Source organism: Bradyrhizobium sp. th-b2, from assembly GCF_000426785.1.
Classification (GTDB): Bacteria; Pseudomonadota; Alphaproteobacteria; order Rhizobiales; family Xanthobacteraceae; genus Bradyrhizobium; species Bradyrhizobium septentrionale.
Genome location: NZ_AUGA01000089.1, coordinates 1 through 16,652 on the forward strand (window position 1 = coordinate 1; position 16,652 = coordinate 16,652).

The 16,652-nt window shown below is 60.6% G+C and carries 18 protein-coding genes and 1 pseudogene; 10 read left to right on the plus strand and 9 right to left on the minus strand.

Going from position 1 to position 16,652, the window contains the following annotated elements; genetic code table 11:
- The first annotated feature begins 141 nt into the window (after positions 1–141).
- Both K359_RS66455 and K359_RS0142555 read left to right on the plus strand, forming a co-directional pair.
- Entirely contained in the window at positions 142–390 is a 249-nt protein-coding gene (locus K359_RS66455; RefSeq protein WP_029084588.1) for a LuxR C-terminal-related transcriptional regulator, read from the plus strand.
- Between the two features lie 582 nt (positions 391–972).
- The gene (locus tag K359_RS0142555; protein WP_029084589.1) at positions 973–1,758 is read left to right on the plus strand and encodes a hypothetical protein; all 786 of its coding nucleotides are present in this window, start codon (positions 973–975) and stop codon (positions 1,756–1,758) included.
- Between the two features lie 457 nt (positions 1,759–2,215).
- Here the strand turns inward: K359_RS0142555 and K359_RS0142560 are convergent, their stop codons facing one another.
- Positions 2,216–2,734: a GNAT family N-acetyltransferase gene (locus tag K359_RS0142560; RefSeq protein ID WP_029084590.1), complete on the minus strand. Its 519-nt coding sequence runs from the start codon at positions 2,732–2,734 to the stop codon at positions 2,216–2,218.
- A 117-nt stretch (positions 2,735–2,851) separates the two neighbouring features.
- Between K359_RS0142560 and K359_RS0142565 the strand changes: the two genes are divergently transcribed.
- Genes K359_RS0142565 through fabI form a run of 4 tightly spaced genes read left to right on the plus strand, consistent with a single transcriptional unit; the run spans position 2,852 to position 8,062 of the window.
- Entirely contained in the window at positions 2,852–5,062 is a 2,211-nt protein-coding gene (locus K359_RS0142565; protein ID WP_029084591.1) for a DUF3141 domain-containing protein, read from the plus strand.
- A gap of 26 nt (positions 5,063–5,088) precedes the next feature.
- Positions 5,089–6,054, plus strand: a complete 966-nt coding sequence (locus K359_RS0142570) for a phosphate acetyltransferase (protein ID WP_029084592.1) — start codon at positions 5,089–5,091, stop codon at positions 6,052–6,054.
- 5 nt (positions 6,055–6,059) lie between these two features.
- On the plus strand, positions 6,060–7,274 hold the full coding sequence (locus tag K359_RS0142575) for an acetate/propionate family kinase (RefSeq protein ID WP_029084593.1): 1,215 nt from the start codon (positions 6,060–6,062) through the stop codon (positions 7,272–7,274).
- A complete protein-coding gene (fabI, locus tag K359_RS0142580; RefSeq protein ID WP_029084594.1) occupies positions 7,271–8,062 on the plus strand; it encodes an enoyl-ACP reductase FabI in 792 nt (263 codons plus the stop codon). The genes K359_RS0142575 and fabI overlap by 4 nt, the downstream gene beginning before the upstream one ends.
- A gap of 16 nt (positions 8,063–8,078) precedes the next feature.
- On the opposite strand, the gene K359_RS0142585 is transcribed toward fabI, so the two are convergent.
- The 8 genes from K359_RS0142585 to K359_RS0142625 form a co-directional block, all read right to left on the minus strand.
- The gene (locus K359_RS0142585) at positions 8,079–8,537 is read right to left on the minus strand and encodes a MaoC family dehydratase (RefSeq protein WP_029084595.1); all 459 of its coding nucleotides are present in this window, start codon (positions 8,535–8,537) and stop codon (positions 8,079–8,081) included.
- 18 nt (positions 8,538–8,555) lie between these two features.
- The gene (locus tag K359_RS0142590) at positions 8,556–9,206 is read right to left on the minus strand and encodes a 3-oxoacid CoA-transferase subunit B (protein ID WP_029084596.1); all 651 of its coding nucleotides are present in this window, start codon (positions 9,204–9,206) and stop codon (positions 8,556–8,558) included.
- Positions 9,207–9,209: 3 nt separating this feature from the next.
- Positions 9,210–9,857: a CoA transferase subunit A gene (locus K359_RS0142595; protein ID WP_029084597.1), complete on the minus strand. Its 648-nt coding sequence runs from the start codon at positions 9,855–9,857 to the stop codon at positions 9,210–9,212.
- Positions 9,858–10,547: 690 nt separating this feature from the next.
- Positions 10,548–10,856 carry a hypothetical protein gene (locus K359_RS55215; protein WP_051346741.1) on the minus strand — a complete coding sequence of 103 codons (309 nt, stop codon included), beginning with the start codon at positions 10,854–10,856 and terminating at the stop codon, positions 10,548–10,550.
- Positions 10,853–11,311, minus strand: coding sequence for a hypothetical protein (locus K359_RS0142610; RefSeq protein WP_029084598.1), 459 nt, complete (start codon positions 11,309–11,311; stop codon positions 10,853–10,855). The genes K359_RS55215 and K359_RS0142610 overlap by 4 nt, the downstream gene beginning before the upstream one ends.
- On the minus strand, positions 11,308–11,529 hold the full coding sequence (locus K359_RS0142615; RefSeq protein WP_029084599.1) for a hypothetical protein: 222 nt from the start codon (positions 11,527–11,529) through the stop codon (positions 11,308–11,310). The genes K359_RS0142610 and K359_RS0142615 overlap by 4 nt, the downstream gene beginning before the upstream one ends.
- A 1,271-nt stretch (positions 11,530–12,800) precedes the next feature.
- A complete protein-coding gene (locus tag K359_RS0142620) occupies positions 12,801–14,096 on the minus strand; it encodes a DUF892 family protein (protein WP_029084600.1) in 1,296 nt (431 codons plus the stop codon).
- Positions 14,097–14,199: 103 nt separating this feature from the next.
- Entirely contained in the window at positions 14,200–15,207 is a 1,008-nt protein-coding gene (locus K359_RS0142625) for an alpha/beta fold hydrolase (RefSeq protein WP_029084601.1), read from the minus strand.
- A gap of 396 nt (positions 15,208–15,603) precedes the next feature.
- Here K359_RS0142625 and K359_RS66460 point away from each other — a divergent pair, with 396 nt between their 5' ends.
- The 4 genes and pseudogenes from K359_RS66460 (at position 15,604) to K359_RS0142640 (ending at position 16,558) form a co-directional block, all read left to right on the plus strand.
- Positions 15,604–15,732 carry a DUF3551 domain-containing protein gene (locus K359_RS66460; RefSeq protein ID WP_371261250.1) on the plus strand — a complete coding sequence of 43 codons (129 nt, stop codon included), beginning with the start codon at positions 15,604–15,606 and terminating at the stop codon, positions 15,730–15,732.
- A 12-nt stretch (positions 15,733–15,744) separates the two neighbouring features.
- Positions 15,745–15,837 (plus strand): annotated as a pseudogene (locus K359_RS66465) (DUF3551 domain-containing protein); the annotation flags it as partial.
- Between the two features lie 165 nt (positions 15,838–16,002).
- Positions 16,003–16,155, plus strand: a complete 153-nt coding sequence (locus K359_RS63710; protein ID WP_165128484.1) for a hypothetical protein — start codon at positions 16,003–16,005, stop codon at positions 16,153–16,155.
- A 76-nt stretch (positions 16,156–16,231) separates the two neighbouring features.
- The gene (locus tag K359_RS0142640; protein WP_029084602.1) at positions 16,232–16,558 is read left to right on the plus strand and encodes a hypothetical protein; all 327 of its coding nucleotides are present in this window, start codon (positions 16,232–16,234) and stop codon (positions 16,556–16,558) included.
- Positions 16,559–16,652: the final 94 nt, after the last annotated feature.

Genomic DNA, 16,652 nt, shown 5'->3' on the forward strand with positions numbered 1-16,652 from the left:
CACTAGCATTGCCGAATTCCAGATGTAGATTTTAAGTCCTTCGCGGGATTGCGTCATGAGCACTGGCATACTTATCCCACTCTGGATTATAGCGCTGGGGTTGAGGCCGATCGTCATCGCTGCGATCGCTATGTTCGCGCTATGAAGACGTCGGCAGTGCCGCCCACGGAGCGTGAAAAACAAATCCTCAGGCGCATGGCTCTGGGGCGGTCCGATGCTGGCATCGCTCGCCAGATCGGCGGGACTGAAGCGCAAGTTGCGACCCAACGCCTTCGCTTGCTCAGAAAGCTAAATATCTGCTCGCATGCAGAGATCATCGAAGCGGCCATTAATCTGGGGCCGTGGCCCCGTCAGATGAAGTGTCCTAATCTCCCTTCGCGAGTGTCCTAATTAGGACACCACCATCAACCGCAGCGGCCATCGGGTCAAAGGACATATTCCCTGCCTGCCGTGTGTAGGAGAGGCTAGAATAGCTCTAGGAGTTTGGCCAATAAGCCGTCATTGACTGGTTTGGCTTTGGGTGAAGCATATGCGTAAGACGGACGCGACCTGTCCGCGCTGCGGAGCTGGTTTCCGGCGGTTGGAACTGTGGTGCGGACGAGTCCTGTGTGCGATACGTCGCTTGAGTTTTTTTGATGGGAGTAAGTCGGTTGCCTACCGGGTTACGATCCAACAATCGCGCCGAGCTATGGGCCCTTGCAGCGGGGCCACTCTGGGGCCGCGTAAGGCGAGTTGAACCACGCCGCCCGCGCTGGCAGTCCCAACCCGCAGGTTAGGTGAAGGCCGCCAATCGCGGCTCTCACGAGCCGGTCACCCAGATAGGGCGTCCGTCAACCGGATACGGCAAAAGATCGCCACGGTGAAACCAACTTTGCTCAGTTAAATCGCTCGACGATACCAATCCGGCGGCGACCTTTGATCGAGGCCTTCCGGGTCATTCTCAAACCAGCTCGTCTGCGGAGGGAACCCAAGATGAACAATACCGTAGTTATTGGGCTTATCGCCTTTGCCGCTATCCTCGCCGGGGCGTTCGCTGGCGCGGAGGTCAGAGAGCGGTTGCCAAAGCATCACCTGACGGACGAGACAAAAAACCTTGTGTCCGTATCGACGGCAGTGGTGGCCACCGTTTCGGCGCTGGTGCTTGGGCTGCTTATCTCTAACGCCAACACATCGTTCACTCGGCTCGGCGGGCAAGTGACGGCGCTGTCGGCGGAAATCCTCCGGCTGGACCGCATACTGCGCCGATACGGGGCCGATGCGGAACCGGCGCGCAACATGCTCCTACAGTATGCCGAGCACAAGACGGTTGACCTGTTTCCGGACGATCGCGCCGATGTGCGTCTCAACAATCCGTCAACCTACGAACTGCTGCAGCGGCTGGAGGACATGCTCCTCGCCTTGAAACCCGCTAATCCCCGCGATCAATGGTGGCTGGCTCAGGCGATGACCCTTGCGGCCAAGATCGGGGAGACCCGATGGCTTCTCGCCCAGCAGATTGGGCAGAGAACGCCGAAAGCGTTCGTCGCGCTCCTCGTCTTTTGGCTTGCGTTGCTGTTCGCCAGTTTCGGTCTTTTTGCGCCGCGTAACTTCACCTCAGCGATCACCTTGACTTTGTGCGCGCTTGCGGTGGCCGGTGCTGTCGCAATGTTCCTCGAATTGGAGCAAGGCCTTGGAGGCGTGGTCCGTATCTCACCTGAGCCGATGCGGCAGGCAGTCCAAACCTTGGAGGCCGAACCGAGCAACCAAAATGCACCTTAGCGCCACGTCACGCCGTTCGGTCGCTGACCATTGCCCGAAGGCATGGCAATAGGTCGTGCGCGCGGGGACATCGACTTTCGTCAGCACTGGCGGCACCGCCAGCGCTCGGAGGGTCCTGCCAATTACTTCGCGGATGCCCCCCTCAACTGTCCCCGGCTGCCGCGCGCGCCACCCCGCGGAAACGCTAGATCCGCGGTTTCTTAGGAACGGCTTGCCAGGTGCCGTTTTTGTGGAGCCAATCAGCCAGGTCGACGTTTGCGCAGTGCCAAATTTCGATGCTGGGCAGAACAAATTTTTTTCAGTTGCGTCGCGCGTTTCGGCTCGACGGACGTTAGGGATGCTGCTCTTGGACCGCTCGTCTGTATTTGCTTTGCTCATAGTGAGTTTCCTTCGGGGTAACTAGGCGTTGGGCGACTGGTAATCGGTGGCGTGCAGGCTTGGGCGGGGTGCCACGGCCCTAGAGGGGCAGTACCAGGCAAATGATCCGCGGATCTCCTCCACCCCGCTTGTGAAAGCCGAATTTGCTGAAAATCTTTCGCATCGCCGCGTTCTCCGGCAGGACTTCGGCGACGATTTGCTTGAGCCCGGTCGTGCGCGCCAGAATGATGAGGTGGTGCATGAGCAAGGTGGCGACGCCCTGTCCCTGGTAGTCGTCGATCACCACGAAGGCGATCTCGGCTACTCCCGACGCCGCGACGACATAGCGACCACCGCCGATGATCACCTCGCTTCCGTCCTCGTCGGCAAGCGCAACCAAGGCGACGTGTTTGGCGAAATCGATGTTCATGAAGAAAGCAACTTCCTTCTCCGAAAAGCTGCGCTTGGGAACGAAGAAGCGGCGTTGAAGTGATTGGCTGCCGGTGCGGCTGATTGCAGCCAGCATGTCGTCTTCGTCGTCAGGCCGTAACGAGCGGATTTTGACCCTTCGGCCATCGCGCAGACATTCGCTCACTGCGTAATTCTCAGGCACCGGCATGGACCCGTCCTCCCGGCGCCAAAAAGGGCGCAGGGCCGTGCTCGTGGCTTGACCTAAATCAACATTCCGAGCGCGCAACACGCTTTCGATTGGATAGCTAGCGGAAGGACTGAAATGATGTCGCTGGACAATCCGCAACTCCCGGGCGGGCCCATGTCGGGGGTCGTCGCCAAAGCCGTCGAATATATGGTGGATGCCGGACAGCGCAGCGTGCTGCTTCTGGACATCCTGCGCCAGCGCGGTGACCAGTATCGTGAGCACGTTGCCCAGACGGCACCGCACGTCTTGAGCTATGCAGCCGAGCTGATCCTGGACGGCCGCAAGCTGGACCAGCCTGTTAACTATGCGCTGGTGCGCATTATCCCGCCCAAGGATGTGGAAATCGACCTCAAGCGCCGGCCGTTCGTTGTTGTCGACCCGCGTGCGGGTCATGGACCGGGGATCGGCGGCTTCAAGGCCGACAGTGAGATTGGCGTCGCGATGAAGGCAGGGCATCCCTGCTATTTCATCGGCTTCCTGCCCGAGCCAATGCCGGGACAGACCATCGAGCGCATTGCGCGCGCTGAAGCCATCTTCATCGAAAAGGTCATCGAGCGGCATCCCGAGGCTGATGGCAAACCATGCGTGATCGGCAACTGCCAGGCCGGCTGGGCAATCATGATCCTTGCCTCGCTACGGCCGGAACTGTTCGGTCCGGTGATCGTGGCGGGAGCGCCGCTCGCTTATTGGGCTGGCGTGCACGGCAAATATCCGATGCGCTATTCCGGCGGACTGCTCGGCGGAAGCTGGTTAACCGCACTTTCCAGTGACCTCGGCGCAGGCAAGTTCGACGGTGCCTGGCTGGTGCAGAACTTCGAGAACCAGAATCCCTCGAACACGTTGTGGTCAAAGCAGTACAACGTCTTCTCCAAAGTCGACACCGAGGCCGATCGCTATCTCGAATTCGAGCGCTGGTGGGGCGGGCACGTCAACCTCAATGCCGAGGAGATCCAGTTCATCGTCGATGAGCTCTTCATCGGCAACAATCTAGCTGGCGGCCGTGTCAAGATGTCCAACGGAGCCGCGGTCGATCTGCGCAATATTCATTCGCCGATCGTGGTGTTCTGCTCAAAAGGGGACAACATTACGCCTCCGCAACAGGCGCTGCATTGGATTCTGGACCTTTACGCGGACGTTGACGAGATCAGGGCGCACGGGCAGACCATCGTCTACACCGTGCATGAGACGGTCGGTCATCTCGGCATTTTCGTTTCCGGCGGCGTCGCCAAGAAAGAGCATGCGGAATTCTCAAGCAACATCGATTTGATCGACGTGCTGCCGCCCGGCCTTTACGAGGCGACGTTCGAGGCGAGGGGATCCGACACGCTCAATGATGAGCTAGCGGTTGGGCAGTGGGTGATGCGCTGCGAGGCCCGCACGCTCGACGACATTCGCGCGATGGGCGGAAATTCGCCTGAAGATGAGCGGCGGTTCGAGACTGCCAAGCGTGTCTCGGAAATGAATCTCGCCGCTTATCAGAAATTCGTGCAGCCATGGGTCAAATCGATGGTGACGCCACAGATGGCGGAGATGATGCGCAATTGGCATCCGCTCCGCCTGCAATACGAGGCGTTTAGCAGCGAAAACCCATGGATGAAAATGGTGGAGAACGCTGCGGAGAAGGCGCGCGACACGCGCAAGCCTGTCGCCGAGGACAATCCCTTCTTGGCGTTCCAGGAGCGGCTATCCAAGCAGATCGTCAGTTCGCTCGATCAGTGGCGCGACTCGCAGGAGGCGCTGAGCGAGGCGATGTTCCTTGCCATTTATGGCTCGCCGGCGCTGCAAGCCGCCGTCGGGGTTGATCCGCAGTCGGCAGCCTCACAACGCCGCGAGATGGATCCAAAGCGCCGCGAGCTCTTGCAAGCCCGCACTGCGGAGCTGACATCCAGGATCGGCTCGGGTGGTATGCGAGAGGCAGGCATTCGGGCCTTGCTTTATGTCGGATCGGCCCGGGGCATGGTCGACGAGCGCAGCCTTGAAGCGCTGCGGCGGCTTCGCCAGGCCGATGAGGCCGCGCGCATGACGCTCTCGGAGTTCAAGATGCTGGTCCGCGAGCAGTTCTTCATGCTGCTGCTTAATCGAGAGGCCGCACTGGCGGCCATTCCAAAACTGTTACTGGAAAATATGGACGAACGCCGCAAGGCGTTTGCCGCCATTCAGGACGTGCTGTCGGCAAGCGCGGAGATATCCGGCGAGGTGGCCAAGCGGTTGAAGCAGGTCGCCGGGCTGTTCGGGCTCGACGGGCACAACAACACCGTCCCTTTCGATCCAAAAGCCCGCGCATCATAACAACTCAGAGCGGAACGATGGGTATCATGGCAACCGGAGCGAACGAGACCCAGCCGGGCTCGAAATACGATCGCCTCATAGTCGCCGCGAAGGGCGTCCCGTCGGTCTCCACGATCGTCGCGCATCCCTGTGACGAGAGCTCACTACGAGGGGCGATCGAGTCCGCTGAAGCCGGGATCATCAAGGCGATTCTTGTCGGTCCGGCCGCGCGGATCCGGGATGCCGCAGCGCAGCACAATCTCGACATCGCGGGCTATGAGATCGTCGATACGCCGCCAACAGAGGCCGCTGCCGCGGCCAAGGCCGTCGAGCTGATTCATGAAGGCAGAGGCGAAGTCCTGATGAAGGGCAGCCTCCACACCGATGAGCTGATGCGCAGCGTGACAGCAAAGGTCGGTGGGCTGCGCACCGACCGGCGCATCAGCCATGTGTTCGTCATGGATGTGCCTGCCTATACCGAAACGGTGTTCGTCACCGATGCCGCCATCAACATATTCCCCGACCTCGACGACAAGCGCGATATCATCCAGAACGCCGTCGATCTCTATAATCAGGCCGGCTTTGGCACGACACCGCGGGTGGCAATCCTGTCGGCGGTCGAGACGGTGACGTCGAAGATCCCGTCGACCATCGAGGCGGCTGCCCTCTGCAAGATGGCAGACCGCAGGCAGATTACCGGCGCGCTGCTCGATGGTCCACTCGCTTTCGACAATGCGATCGACATGGAGGCGGCGCGGATCAAGGGCATCAGGTCTGAAGTCGCTGGCCGGGCCCAGATTTTGGTCGTGCCCGACCTCGAGTCCGGCAACATGCTGGCGAAGAATCTTGCTTATTTCGCCAAGGCGGATGGCGCCGGCATCGTGCTCGGCGCGCGCGTTCCGATCGTGCTCACATCGCGCGCCGACTCTGCGAGGTCAAGGATGGCATCCGCTGCCGTGGCCTGCCTCTACGCGGCTGCCCGGCGTCGCAGTGCTCCCATCGCAGCAGCGTGACCGCCATGGATACGATCCTCGTCGTCAATGCCGGCTCCTCCAGCGTGAAATTTCAGGTCTTCGAGGTGGAAGGCGAGGGTCGCCTGTGGCGGCAACTGAAGGGCCAGATCGATGGCATCGGCAGCCGGCCGCGGATGCGTGCCAGCGGCTCCAGCGGCGAGCCGCTGGTCGACCGCGCTTATCCGATCGAGGCGATAGCCGATGTTCCTGCCGCCATGTCCGTCGCGGGCTCCTGGTTGAGAGATGAGCTCAGAATCAACCCCGTCGCCGTCGGCCATCGGGTTGTTCACGGCGGTCCGGACTACGCGCGTCCGGTGCTGATCGATCCCGTGGTCGTGTCGCGGCTGGAACGCTATGCGCCGCTGGCGCCGCTGCACCAGCCGCACAATCTGGCGCCCATTAAATCTCTGATGACCAATTTTCCGGCCTTGCCGCAGGTGGCCTGCTTCGATACGGCGTTCCACCGCGATCATGACCCGCTGGCGGACCATTATGCCATTCCGCACCAACTGTACGCCGAAGGCATCAGGCGCTACGGCTTCCATGGCTTGTCCTACGAATATGTGGCCAAGCGGCTGCCGCAGATGGCGCCGGAGGTCGCGGTCGGACGTGTGATCGTGGCCCATCTCGGCAGCGGCGCCTCGATGTGCGCGATGCGGGCAGGTCGGAGCGTCGAGAGCACGATGGGATTCACGGCTCTCGATGGTCTTGCGATGGGAACGCGGCCTGGCCAGATCGATCCCGGTGTCGTCCTGTACCTGCTCACCGAGAAGGGAATGTCCGCGCCCAAGGTACAAGACTTCCTGTACCGCGATTGCGGCTTGAAAGGTCTGTCCGGCGTCAGCAACGATGTGCGCGAGCTCGAGAATAGCGCCGACCCGCGGGCTGTATTTGCGATCGACTATTTCGTCTATCGCGTCGGCCTCAACGCCGGCATGCTGGCAGCCGCGCTGGAAGGGCTCGACGGCTTCGTCTTCACCGCGGGGATCGGCGAAAACTCGGTTTCGATCCGTGCCCGCATCTCGGAAAGGCTGGCATGGCTCGGGATCGAGCTCGATCCCGTCGAGAACGCACGGCATGCGACCAAAATATCTCGATCAGACAGCCGAGTTCCCGTCTACGTCGTGCCGACCGATGAGGAACTGATGATCGCGCAGCATACGTTGACGCTGCTCATGAGCCAGCCATTGCCAAATTCAAAAAGCGAGCGAGTGTCATGAGTATCCCGGTTTATCCTGAGACCAAGATCGCGCTGAAGGGCAAAAAGGGCTTGATCGTTGGTATCGCCAACGACCAATCGATCGCCTGGGGCTGTGCCAAGGCGTTTCGCGCGCTCGGTGCCGACCTCGCTGTCACTTATCTGAACGAGAAGGCCAAAAAGCACGTCGAGCCGCTGGCCAAAGCGCTGGAATCGCCGATCTTCATGCCGCTTGACGTGATGGTCGAGGGCGAGACCGAGAAGGTATTCGAGCGGATCGAGAAGGAGTGGGGGCAGCTCGACTTCCTGCTTCACTCGATCGCGTTCTCACCGAAGGAAGCGTTGCACGGCCGTGTGGTCGACGTCGATCGGGCGGGCTTCCAGAAGACCATGGACGTGTCCTGCTGGTCGTTCATGCGCATGGCCCATCTTGCGGAACCGCTGATGAAGAACGGCGGCACGTTATTCACCATGACCTACTACGGCAGCCAAATGGTGGTGAAGAACTACAATGTCATGGGCGTCGCGAAGGCGGCGCTTGAGGCGGCGGTGCGCTACATTGCGGCCGAGCTCGGCCCGAAAGGCATTCGGGTTCATGCCATTTCGCCGGGGCCACTCGCCACGCGCGCGGCATCCGGGATTCCTGAATTCGATGAACTGATGGACAAGGCACAGTCGCAGGCGCCGACGCGAAGTCTCGTCAGCATCGATGACGTTGGCAAGGCCACGGCGTTTCTTGCGCTCGACGGCGCCAAGCTGATCACGGGAAGCGTGCTGTACGTCGACGGCGGTTACCACATTATCGATTAGAGCACGGAAGGTCCGGCTAGCTGTAATGCAGGCCGATGACGTCGGCGACGCAAGCGGGGCGCGTGCCGCCCTCCATCTCGATCGCCACGCGGTAGTGGACCCTCAGCCCGTTCGGCGGCACGTCGACCGCTTCGACGATGCTGACGCGACCGCGCAGCTTTGATCCAGCAGGGACTGGCGCCAGATACCGGATCCGGTCCGCTCCATAATTGATTGTGTTTTTCAGCCCTTTCAGGCCCATCACCGAGCGGATGAACATCGGTGTCAGGCTGAGCGACAGAAGGCCATGCGCGATGGTCATACCTCCAGGCATTTCGGCCTTCGCGCGCTCCTGGTCGACATGGATCCATTGCTCGTCGCAGGTGGCATCCGCGAATTTGTTAATGCGCTCCTGCGTTACCTCCAGCCAGTCACTGACGCCGATTTCGGTACCTACCGCTGCCTTGAGTTCGTCAAACCCGTTAAAAATCCGCATGGCGTCGGCTCGCTCTCTTCAGAGGATCATTTCCGGAACTGCATCGGGAATTGTGAGCTCGGCGTCCGTCACCGCCAGGACCTCGGCGACCGTTAGGCCCGGCGCCGTTTCCAGAAGGGTCGCGTTGCCACCCGGGAAGGCGATCACCGCAAGATCGGTCACCACGAGATCCACGGCGCGCGCGGATGTCAGAGGCAAGTTGCACCTGGCGACGATCTTCGACTTTCCCTTTGCCGCATGTTGCATGGCGACGATGACGCGCTTGGCGCCGCTGACGAGGTCCATGGCGCCGCCCATGCCTGGCACCATTTTACCCGGGATCATCCAGTTGGCGAGGTGGCCGGCGGCGTCGACCTGCAGGCCGCCCAGCACCGTCATGTCGACGTGACCGCCGCGGATCAGGCCGAACGACATCGCACTGTCGAAAATGGCCGCTCCCGGCAATGCGCTGATCGGCTTGCCGCCGGCATCGGTTAGCAGCGGATGGGTCATGCCCTGTTCGGGAATTGGACCAGTGCCGATCAAGCCGTTCTCGGACTGGAAGAATACCTTGAGCTCGGCGGGAACGTAGTTTGCAACGAGGGTCGGAATCCCGATGCCGAGATTGACGAGGTTGCCGGGCCGCAGTTCCTTCGCTACACGACGCGCGATGATGGTTTGTGCATCCATGGGTCACCCGTTCGCGACAAGATAATCGACCAGTTGTCCCGGCGTGATGACGTGATCGGGAGCAATGACGCCGACCGGAACGATATGTTCGGCGGTCACGATCACGGTGTCGGCTGCCATCGCCATGACTGGATTGAAGTTTCGTGCGGTGAGAGCATAGGACAGGTTGCCGGCGTAGTCGGCCAGGAAGGCGTGTACGAGCGCGAAATCGGCGCGCAGCGCGGTCTCCAGTAGATACGGCTTGCCGTTGACTTCGATCTTCTGTTTGCCTTCCTCGACCAGCGTGCCGACGCCGGTAGGCGTCAGGACGCCGCCAAGACCGCAGCCGCCCGCGCGGATGCGTTCAACGAAAGTGCCCTGCGGAATCAGGTCGACCGTGATCTGTTTGCCCAGCATCTGCTGCTGCGCCTTCGGATTCAGCCCGATATGGGTGCCGATCATGCTCGACACGTGCGAGCCCTCGAACAGTTTGCCGACACCCTTGCCGGGTGTTGCCGCATCGTTACTGATTAGCACCAAGCCCGATTTGTTCTGTCTGACCAGTTCGTCAAGCAGGCGCTCCGGCGTGCCCACGCCCATGAAGCCGCCGACCATGACGCGCGCGTTGTTCGGGATCATCGCAACAGCTTCTTCGGCGGATACGGCCTTCATGTTCAAGCTCCCGCAATCGGTCCGAGGTAGCGTGGTTCAGCAAACACTGTCGATTGGCGTGATGGCAACGTTGATCTGGGTCAAGGCCAGGCGTCATTCGTCGTCTGTGCGGCGCCCAATCCCGATAGATCTGTGCCTGGATTAGGCGGCTGCTTTCAAATTCGATGCGGCGCAAAGCCGGAGCCGTTTCGATTCAGCGTGGGTCATGGACAAACAACCGATACCCATCGGTGAACAGATCATCCAATCGAGTTCGGGATGGATCGCTCATCGCTGCGGCCTTGCGCTTTGCGGTCCCCGTCATTTCGACGGCCTCCGCTCGATGTCGATGGTTGCTAAGCCCTGCAAATCTCGCCGTCATCGCGGATCAGCCGCAGACCCGCACCCGGCGGATCCGCCAGCCATTGCCATTCCAGAAACGTTGCGTCACCCATTCGCAACTGCCAAAATCGTCGTATGGCCTAGGACTCGCTCCGTAAGGTGCGGGCCAATAGCGATCCGAAACCGAGACGCCGGGGGCGACGTTACGTCGGGCGCTTGCGGGCGTTGCAACGAGCGAACCGGCAATTGTCGCGACTGCGACAAAAGCAGCAAACGTCATCCTCATCCTAGGCCCTCCCGTGGTTTCGACACCAGCTCTGAGACCAGCCAATTTCTGGTGAAGAAGACAGACCATAAGCGCGAGATAATTTAAAAGCTACGTAAGCCTCTTGAGGCCGCTTCAGCTGGCGGCTCTCCCGTGAACAGATCGTTTCCGGCCTGCTGCATCTTCACGTAGGTCCCGCTTTCGTGCTTCTCCAGCCAGTCGTGCTCGATGGCGTAATTGAGGCCGGCGGTGTATTCGGCCGGCGATGCGCCGTCCTTGTCGATGAAGGGATAGTTGATCTTCTCGATGTAGATCCGGCCGTCCTGGATCGGTTCGAATGCTCGAGCGTGCTCCATGATCCTGCGGGCAGCTCTCTCGGGGTCTGCCCAGGGGCGCCCTTCCTTCATTTTCATCGTCGGATTCCATCGCGCTTCTGCGCGGCGTAAATGTGTGGGGTATGGATTTGGCTCTCAGCGGGCCGATGGCTATCAAATGTTGCGCCACACGGACAGCGCATCAGCGACGATGGCTGTTGAGAAGGCAGCTTTTCGCCGCGCTCCCACATGGCCTGCTTGCGCGCGATCCAGTCGCGCTGATCCCGCCAGGCCTGGAAGTTCGCCTCGGTCAGGGTCGGTAGCAGCTGTTGCCATTCGGCCTCCAACGCCGCGCGTGCCTGGTCGAACGACCCGGCCGGGCCGGCCGTCGATCGGTCGCAGCCGGGATAGAAACCGCATTTCCATTCCCACTGGTCGACATGGTTCGGGACGCCGGCGCGCTGCCCGATCGAGCCGACGCGGACGTCGTCGTAGTAGATATCCCATTTCTCTCGCGGCGCGTCCTTGTCGCGTCGGCGCGCCAGCTCAGTCACGCCTTATCTCCGATCGGACAGCGTTGCCACAGCTGCAGCAGCTCGGCGGCCGGCCGTTTGCCGGCCTTGCTGCACTTCACGCAGCGCAGGCGCCCGGCGAGATCGTGCACCCTGGTGGTCGGAACGTGGCGCAGCGCGGCCAGGTCGACCGCCTTCGGGTCCGGGCAGGAATCTGACGAGAGGAAGCCATGGGACAGATCCGCCGCAGAGTGGTCCAAACCGAAGCGCTTGAAGCGAGATTAGCCCAACACGCTAGGCAGCTTCGCGAGCAGGCCAACGCTATGCCCGCGGGCATCGAAAAAGCGGCCCTGCTAAAGCGAGCCCGACAGGCAGACACTGGCGCGCACCTTAGCGAATGGTTGCTCTCGGCGGCGCTGCAGCCGCCGACCTAGCGGAGCGATCGGATGGACGATGACCCGCCTGCAATAGAATCCAGTCTGAGCGCCTGGCGAAAAAGCCTGCATCGACTTGCGGACTGGATGACGCGCGGCAACCGCAATCCAGAGCCGTCCCGTCCCACCGAGCCGGCCCGCACCGAAACACCCAGCCGAACAGAACTCCCATCGCGGCAACCGCCGCTACCGCGCCCTTAAAGGTCGCCTCAAGTCGCGGGAAATACCATTCGTCAGGCGCGTTCACCGGAGGCAGCGGCTGCGTGGGCATGAAATCTGTCTGACGCTCGCGCGACATAGCGACTGCCAACGCCAATAAACCCACGGCTATTATTACGGCAGTACGCATGCGATCACCTTAGAGCACCAAGTGGCATGCACAATCGACTAGTGCGGCACCGGTTTCCCACCCTGCCAGGCCCAAGCTTCCGCAGGCTTCCAATAATGCACTTGCCCACAATGCGGACACTTGGCCGGAAGCGAGACGCTTGGCAGAGTCTCTAGGATGACCGTCTCGGTATCCAAGCCGGTTTGAACGGGCTTTCCGGTCTCAGGACAACGGATCAAAATGTCGGGCATGAGCAACCAATTCAAAAAAAAACGGCCCCAGCGAGGGGGAGCAAGCTGGAGCCGAGTTGGGCATCCCGGCGTCGCCGCGAGAGACGGCACCGGACGCGTTGACAACCCGCGGCGCGCTGCGCCCGTTCCTATGCGCGGCAACCTTACCCCTTCGGAGGTATTAAAATTTTTCGAGTTTCGTGCGACTGATACTGATCAGGATTTTGCATAGTCCTTCCTGGGGCTAGAAGCTCAGCGCCGCTCGCGTGTATTTTAAGTGAGCGGCGTTGTGCGTTTGGTGAACAGCAAACGGCAAAAGGCCCCGACGGGGGCTAGCGCGTTAGGGCCTTTAGCGATCACCGATCCGGAGCGCCATACTCAACTCTCGTCCGCGCGAAGATCGCCATACACAGTACCGATAAAGCGGGAACGGGAAACGAGCCCTTCCGGGTTTCTCCCATGGCGTGTCGACGACGGCGAACGAAGCAAGGTGGCGCCGTGGGGCCACCTTGCTTCAATATCAATACCCTGAAGATGATCTAGCCCGCGGTGGGCTCATCTTCGGACAAGGTCTGCTCGATGGCGGCGGGCATTTTCGCAACCGACATCAGTGAGCGCGCGACCTGATTGAGCAGCTGATCCGCGTTCTCCTCTTCCGCCAACGTCTTCGACAGCAGCGCGACGACAGCACCGTACCGCAATTGCTGCGCGAGGTTACGGGCAGTCGTGTAGCCCGCGATTTCGTAGTGCTCGACGCGCTGTACCGCGCCGATCAACGCAAGATCCGCGGCCGCATCGTCCTTCTTGGCGCTCTCCTTGATCACTTCGCCGCCCTCTTCGACAAGTCCCTGCATACCCTTGCAGGGCTTGGCGCGCGGCTTTTTACCTAGCAACCCGAAGCACTCGTCGAGACGGTCGACCTGCGCTTCGGTTTCGGCCAGATGAATTGTGAAGAGTTCGCGGAGCTGGTCATAGCGTGCCGCCTCGATCATCTCAGGCAACGCCTTTGTCAGCTGTTTCTCGGCATGCAAGAGATCCCGCAGCTGATCGATCAACAGATCGTCGAAGCCAACGAACGCTTCGGACGGGGAACTCTCGGCAACGATGGAAGGTGCCGCGCCGGGATCGCCGCTCTGCAGCGCCGGTGATTCCATGAAAACCCAGCCGTCACCCTCGTTCCAGGGACCTCGGGTGTCGATTTCACCGTTGTCGCCGGAACCGGTCGAATCGTTGAAGAACTGGTCGACGAGGCCTGGGGTAGGAGCGATACGGCCGATGCTGAACGTGGGCTTTCCCATACTCTCAAGCGCAAGCGCGAACGCCTTCATATGAGTGATTTCCCGCGTCATCAGAAACTGCAACGCGTCCTTGGTGCCGGCGTCGTCACAGAAATTGATCAGTCGTTCATAGACGATCTTGGCGCGCGCTTCTGCAGCGATGTTGCTGCGCAGATCAACGTCAAGCTCGCCCGTGATCTTGAGATAGTCGGCCGTCCAGGCGTTGCCTTGCGAGTTGAACAGATTGACGCCGCCCCCGCCGGCAATCGCGATCAAGGGATCGGCTTCCGCCGCTTCGCGATCGAACTTCGAGGGCTTCAGATGCAGGCGTGCGAGGGAGCCGACGACTTCGAGGTGGCTCAATTCCTCCGTTCCAATATCCATCAAGAGATCCTTGCGATCCGGATCTTCGCAATTGAGGCCCTGAATGGAGTATTGCATGGCGGCCGCCAGCTCGCCGTTGGCGCCGCCGAACTGTTCCAGTAGCATGTTGCCGAACCGAGGATCGGGTTCATCGACGCGGACCGTGAACATGAGCTTTTTGACGTGATGGTACATTGAAAGACCTTTGATTGGCAGGGAAAGCTCGAGGCCAACTGGACGCTGTACTGAACGTTCCTAATTCCACTCGAGCCGCAATCAGTTCTGCTCAGAACGTTTTTCAATGCAGCGTTTCCGCCGCGGCTTCGTCGACCGCAGCCATCAAGTCGGCCGTATCCGACTGTTGGATCATATGACCCGCTCCCGGGAGGCGGTGCATCTTGCTGTGCTTGATCTCGTCATGGAGCCTGCCCGATTGCTCGTCGATGTCGATGAGGCGATCATCCTCGCCTGCCAGGATGACGACCGGTATGGCCAGTTCGCCGTAGGTCGTCGCGGACAAGATCGCCGCGGGAACCATCAGCGCAGCCTCGGCGGCGCCGGCGCGAAGTTGCGATGGGCGCACGGCCAATGATTTTGGAAAGCCGTCGAATTTTCGAGGGACGGATTTCGGTCCGAAAAGCTGCCGCAGCATAACAGGCCACATCAGGCGGCTGAGGATCGGCGAAACTGTGTGACTGAGGATATCACCGAAACCAGGTATCGCCGGCCCGGTCATCGCCATGATCGCGTCGGTGCGCGCCGTCGGGAAATAGTATCCGGATGCAAGTATGAGGGCCTCGACCATTGAGGGATGCTGGCTTGCCAAGGCGACTGCGACGGAAGCCCCCCAGGAATGTCCGAGCACGATTGCCTTTTCGACGCCAAGGTGCGCAAGCGCGTCCCTGAACAGATCGGCCTGGGCGGCGGGGGTCCATACGACATTTCGGGGCCTCAGGCTGTAGCCGAAGCCCGGGCGATCGAACACGATAACCCGATAGTGCTTGGCGGCGAGATCGATGAGACCACTTGTCTCAAAATCCTGGATCATGCTGCCATTGCCATGAAGCAGGACCAGTGGCCGGCCGGAGCCGCGTTCGACATAGTGCAGGCGGACACCGTCGATTTCGATGAAGCGTCCTTGTGGCGGATGATCGCGTTGCGCCTTGTCGGCAAGTCGTTGATTGACGACCGCAGCAGCAGCCATCAAGCCGATCGTGGCGACAACGGTGGACGCGATCGGATATTCCTTCAGAGCACGAAAGGGGCTTGTTACCAGCGATGGCGAACGTTTTTTCAGTATGCGCATGTGATACGTCCGCTGGACGGAGCCAGCTGTTTGAGACGGGGAGGGTGCGTCGCCGGATTAACGTCCTGGTCTGATCACGACCTTGATGACGCCGGCTTGTCGCGGAGTTTCATGTGCATCTCGGAGGCGTTTCGAGGCCGGCCGGATGGGGCACCCACAAAGCTGAGATCGATTTGGCCCTCAACGATCTCGTAGCCAACACCGTTGCGGGCCTTGAACCTATCGAGGACAGCTCCCGCCTTGCCATGGCGGTCATGTCGTGCAGGAGCAACAGGAGGCGCAACCATATGTTCCTAGCACTGCGAAGAGATGCGGCACGGGAGGATTAGGAACGAACCTCGCACGGCCCGATTGGGATCCCATAGGACGATTTGGTCTGAGCAACGGGAGACGTCGGTGCGCAAGCTTGTAGTCTTGATGTTGCTTACGGCCGGCGCGGGCGTGCTCGATGGCGCGGGACCTGCGGACGCCCAGGAATATCGCTGGTGTCTTCAGGGAAAGCAGACCGGTTATCCGGGCGACTGAAACTATCAGACGCGGGCACAATGCATGGCATCGGCGTCTGGCCGCGATGCCGGATGTGGCATCAATCCGCGTGCAGCTTTCGCGCGGCAACGTCGGCCTCACTGACGCTCGACCGGACTTAGCCAAAGCTCCCACGCCGCGGGCTGGCACTGCTCGGCAGCGATATCGAGCATTCCATGAGCACAGCGGAAGGCTCGCTGCGGCTCTTCCTACGCTTCCTGTTTGCGCAAGCTAACGGTCGAGCCCATCCCTTTGAACGCGGGACCAAATGTGGATCAAGACAAGAGCGGACGTATCGTTGAGACTTCACTCGAAGCGCGCCAGGGCGAGCTCGATCCCAGCATGTTGATGCTGCTTGCCGTAAGCCTGGCGCTTGCAGGGCTCATCATGGCGGGCACGTGGTTGATATTTTTCGGAGCTTGATCGCAAGCAGCGCGGCGATGGAGGAACTAAAGCGCCGATGCGAGCTTGGCTCACTCCTCACACCTTGGAGATAACTATGAAACGTCCGTTCCTTTTCGTTTGCATTTCTTTATTGGCGGCTGCCACGGCGTTGCCGGCCTCAGCGCAAAATCCACCGGCGCAGTCCGGACCGAACAACAACGCGGTCAACAGTGCCGGTCAGAACAACTCCGACGCTCCTGTCGCGGGTCACAACAGTTTCACCGAAGGACAAGCCAAATCGAAGATCGAGGATGCTGGCTACGCCAACGTCACCGAACTGAAGAAGGACGACAACGGCGTTTGGCGCGGCCAGGCCAGCAAAGGCGGATCGGCCACTGCGGTAAGCATCGACTTTCAAGGCAACGTCAATTCAGCCAAATAATTCGGCCAAGTAAGAAGGATGCAAAATGACCATTACGATTTCTCGTCTTTACGACAAATACAATGACGCCCAGCAGGCTGTTCGACGCCTCGAG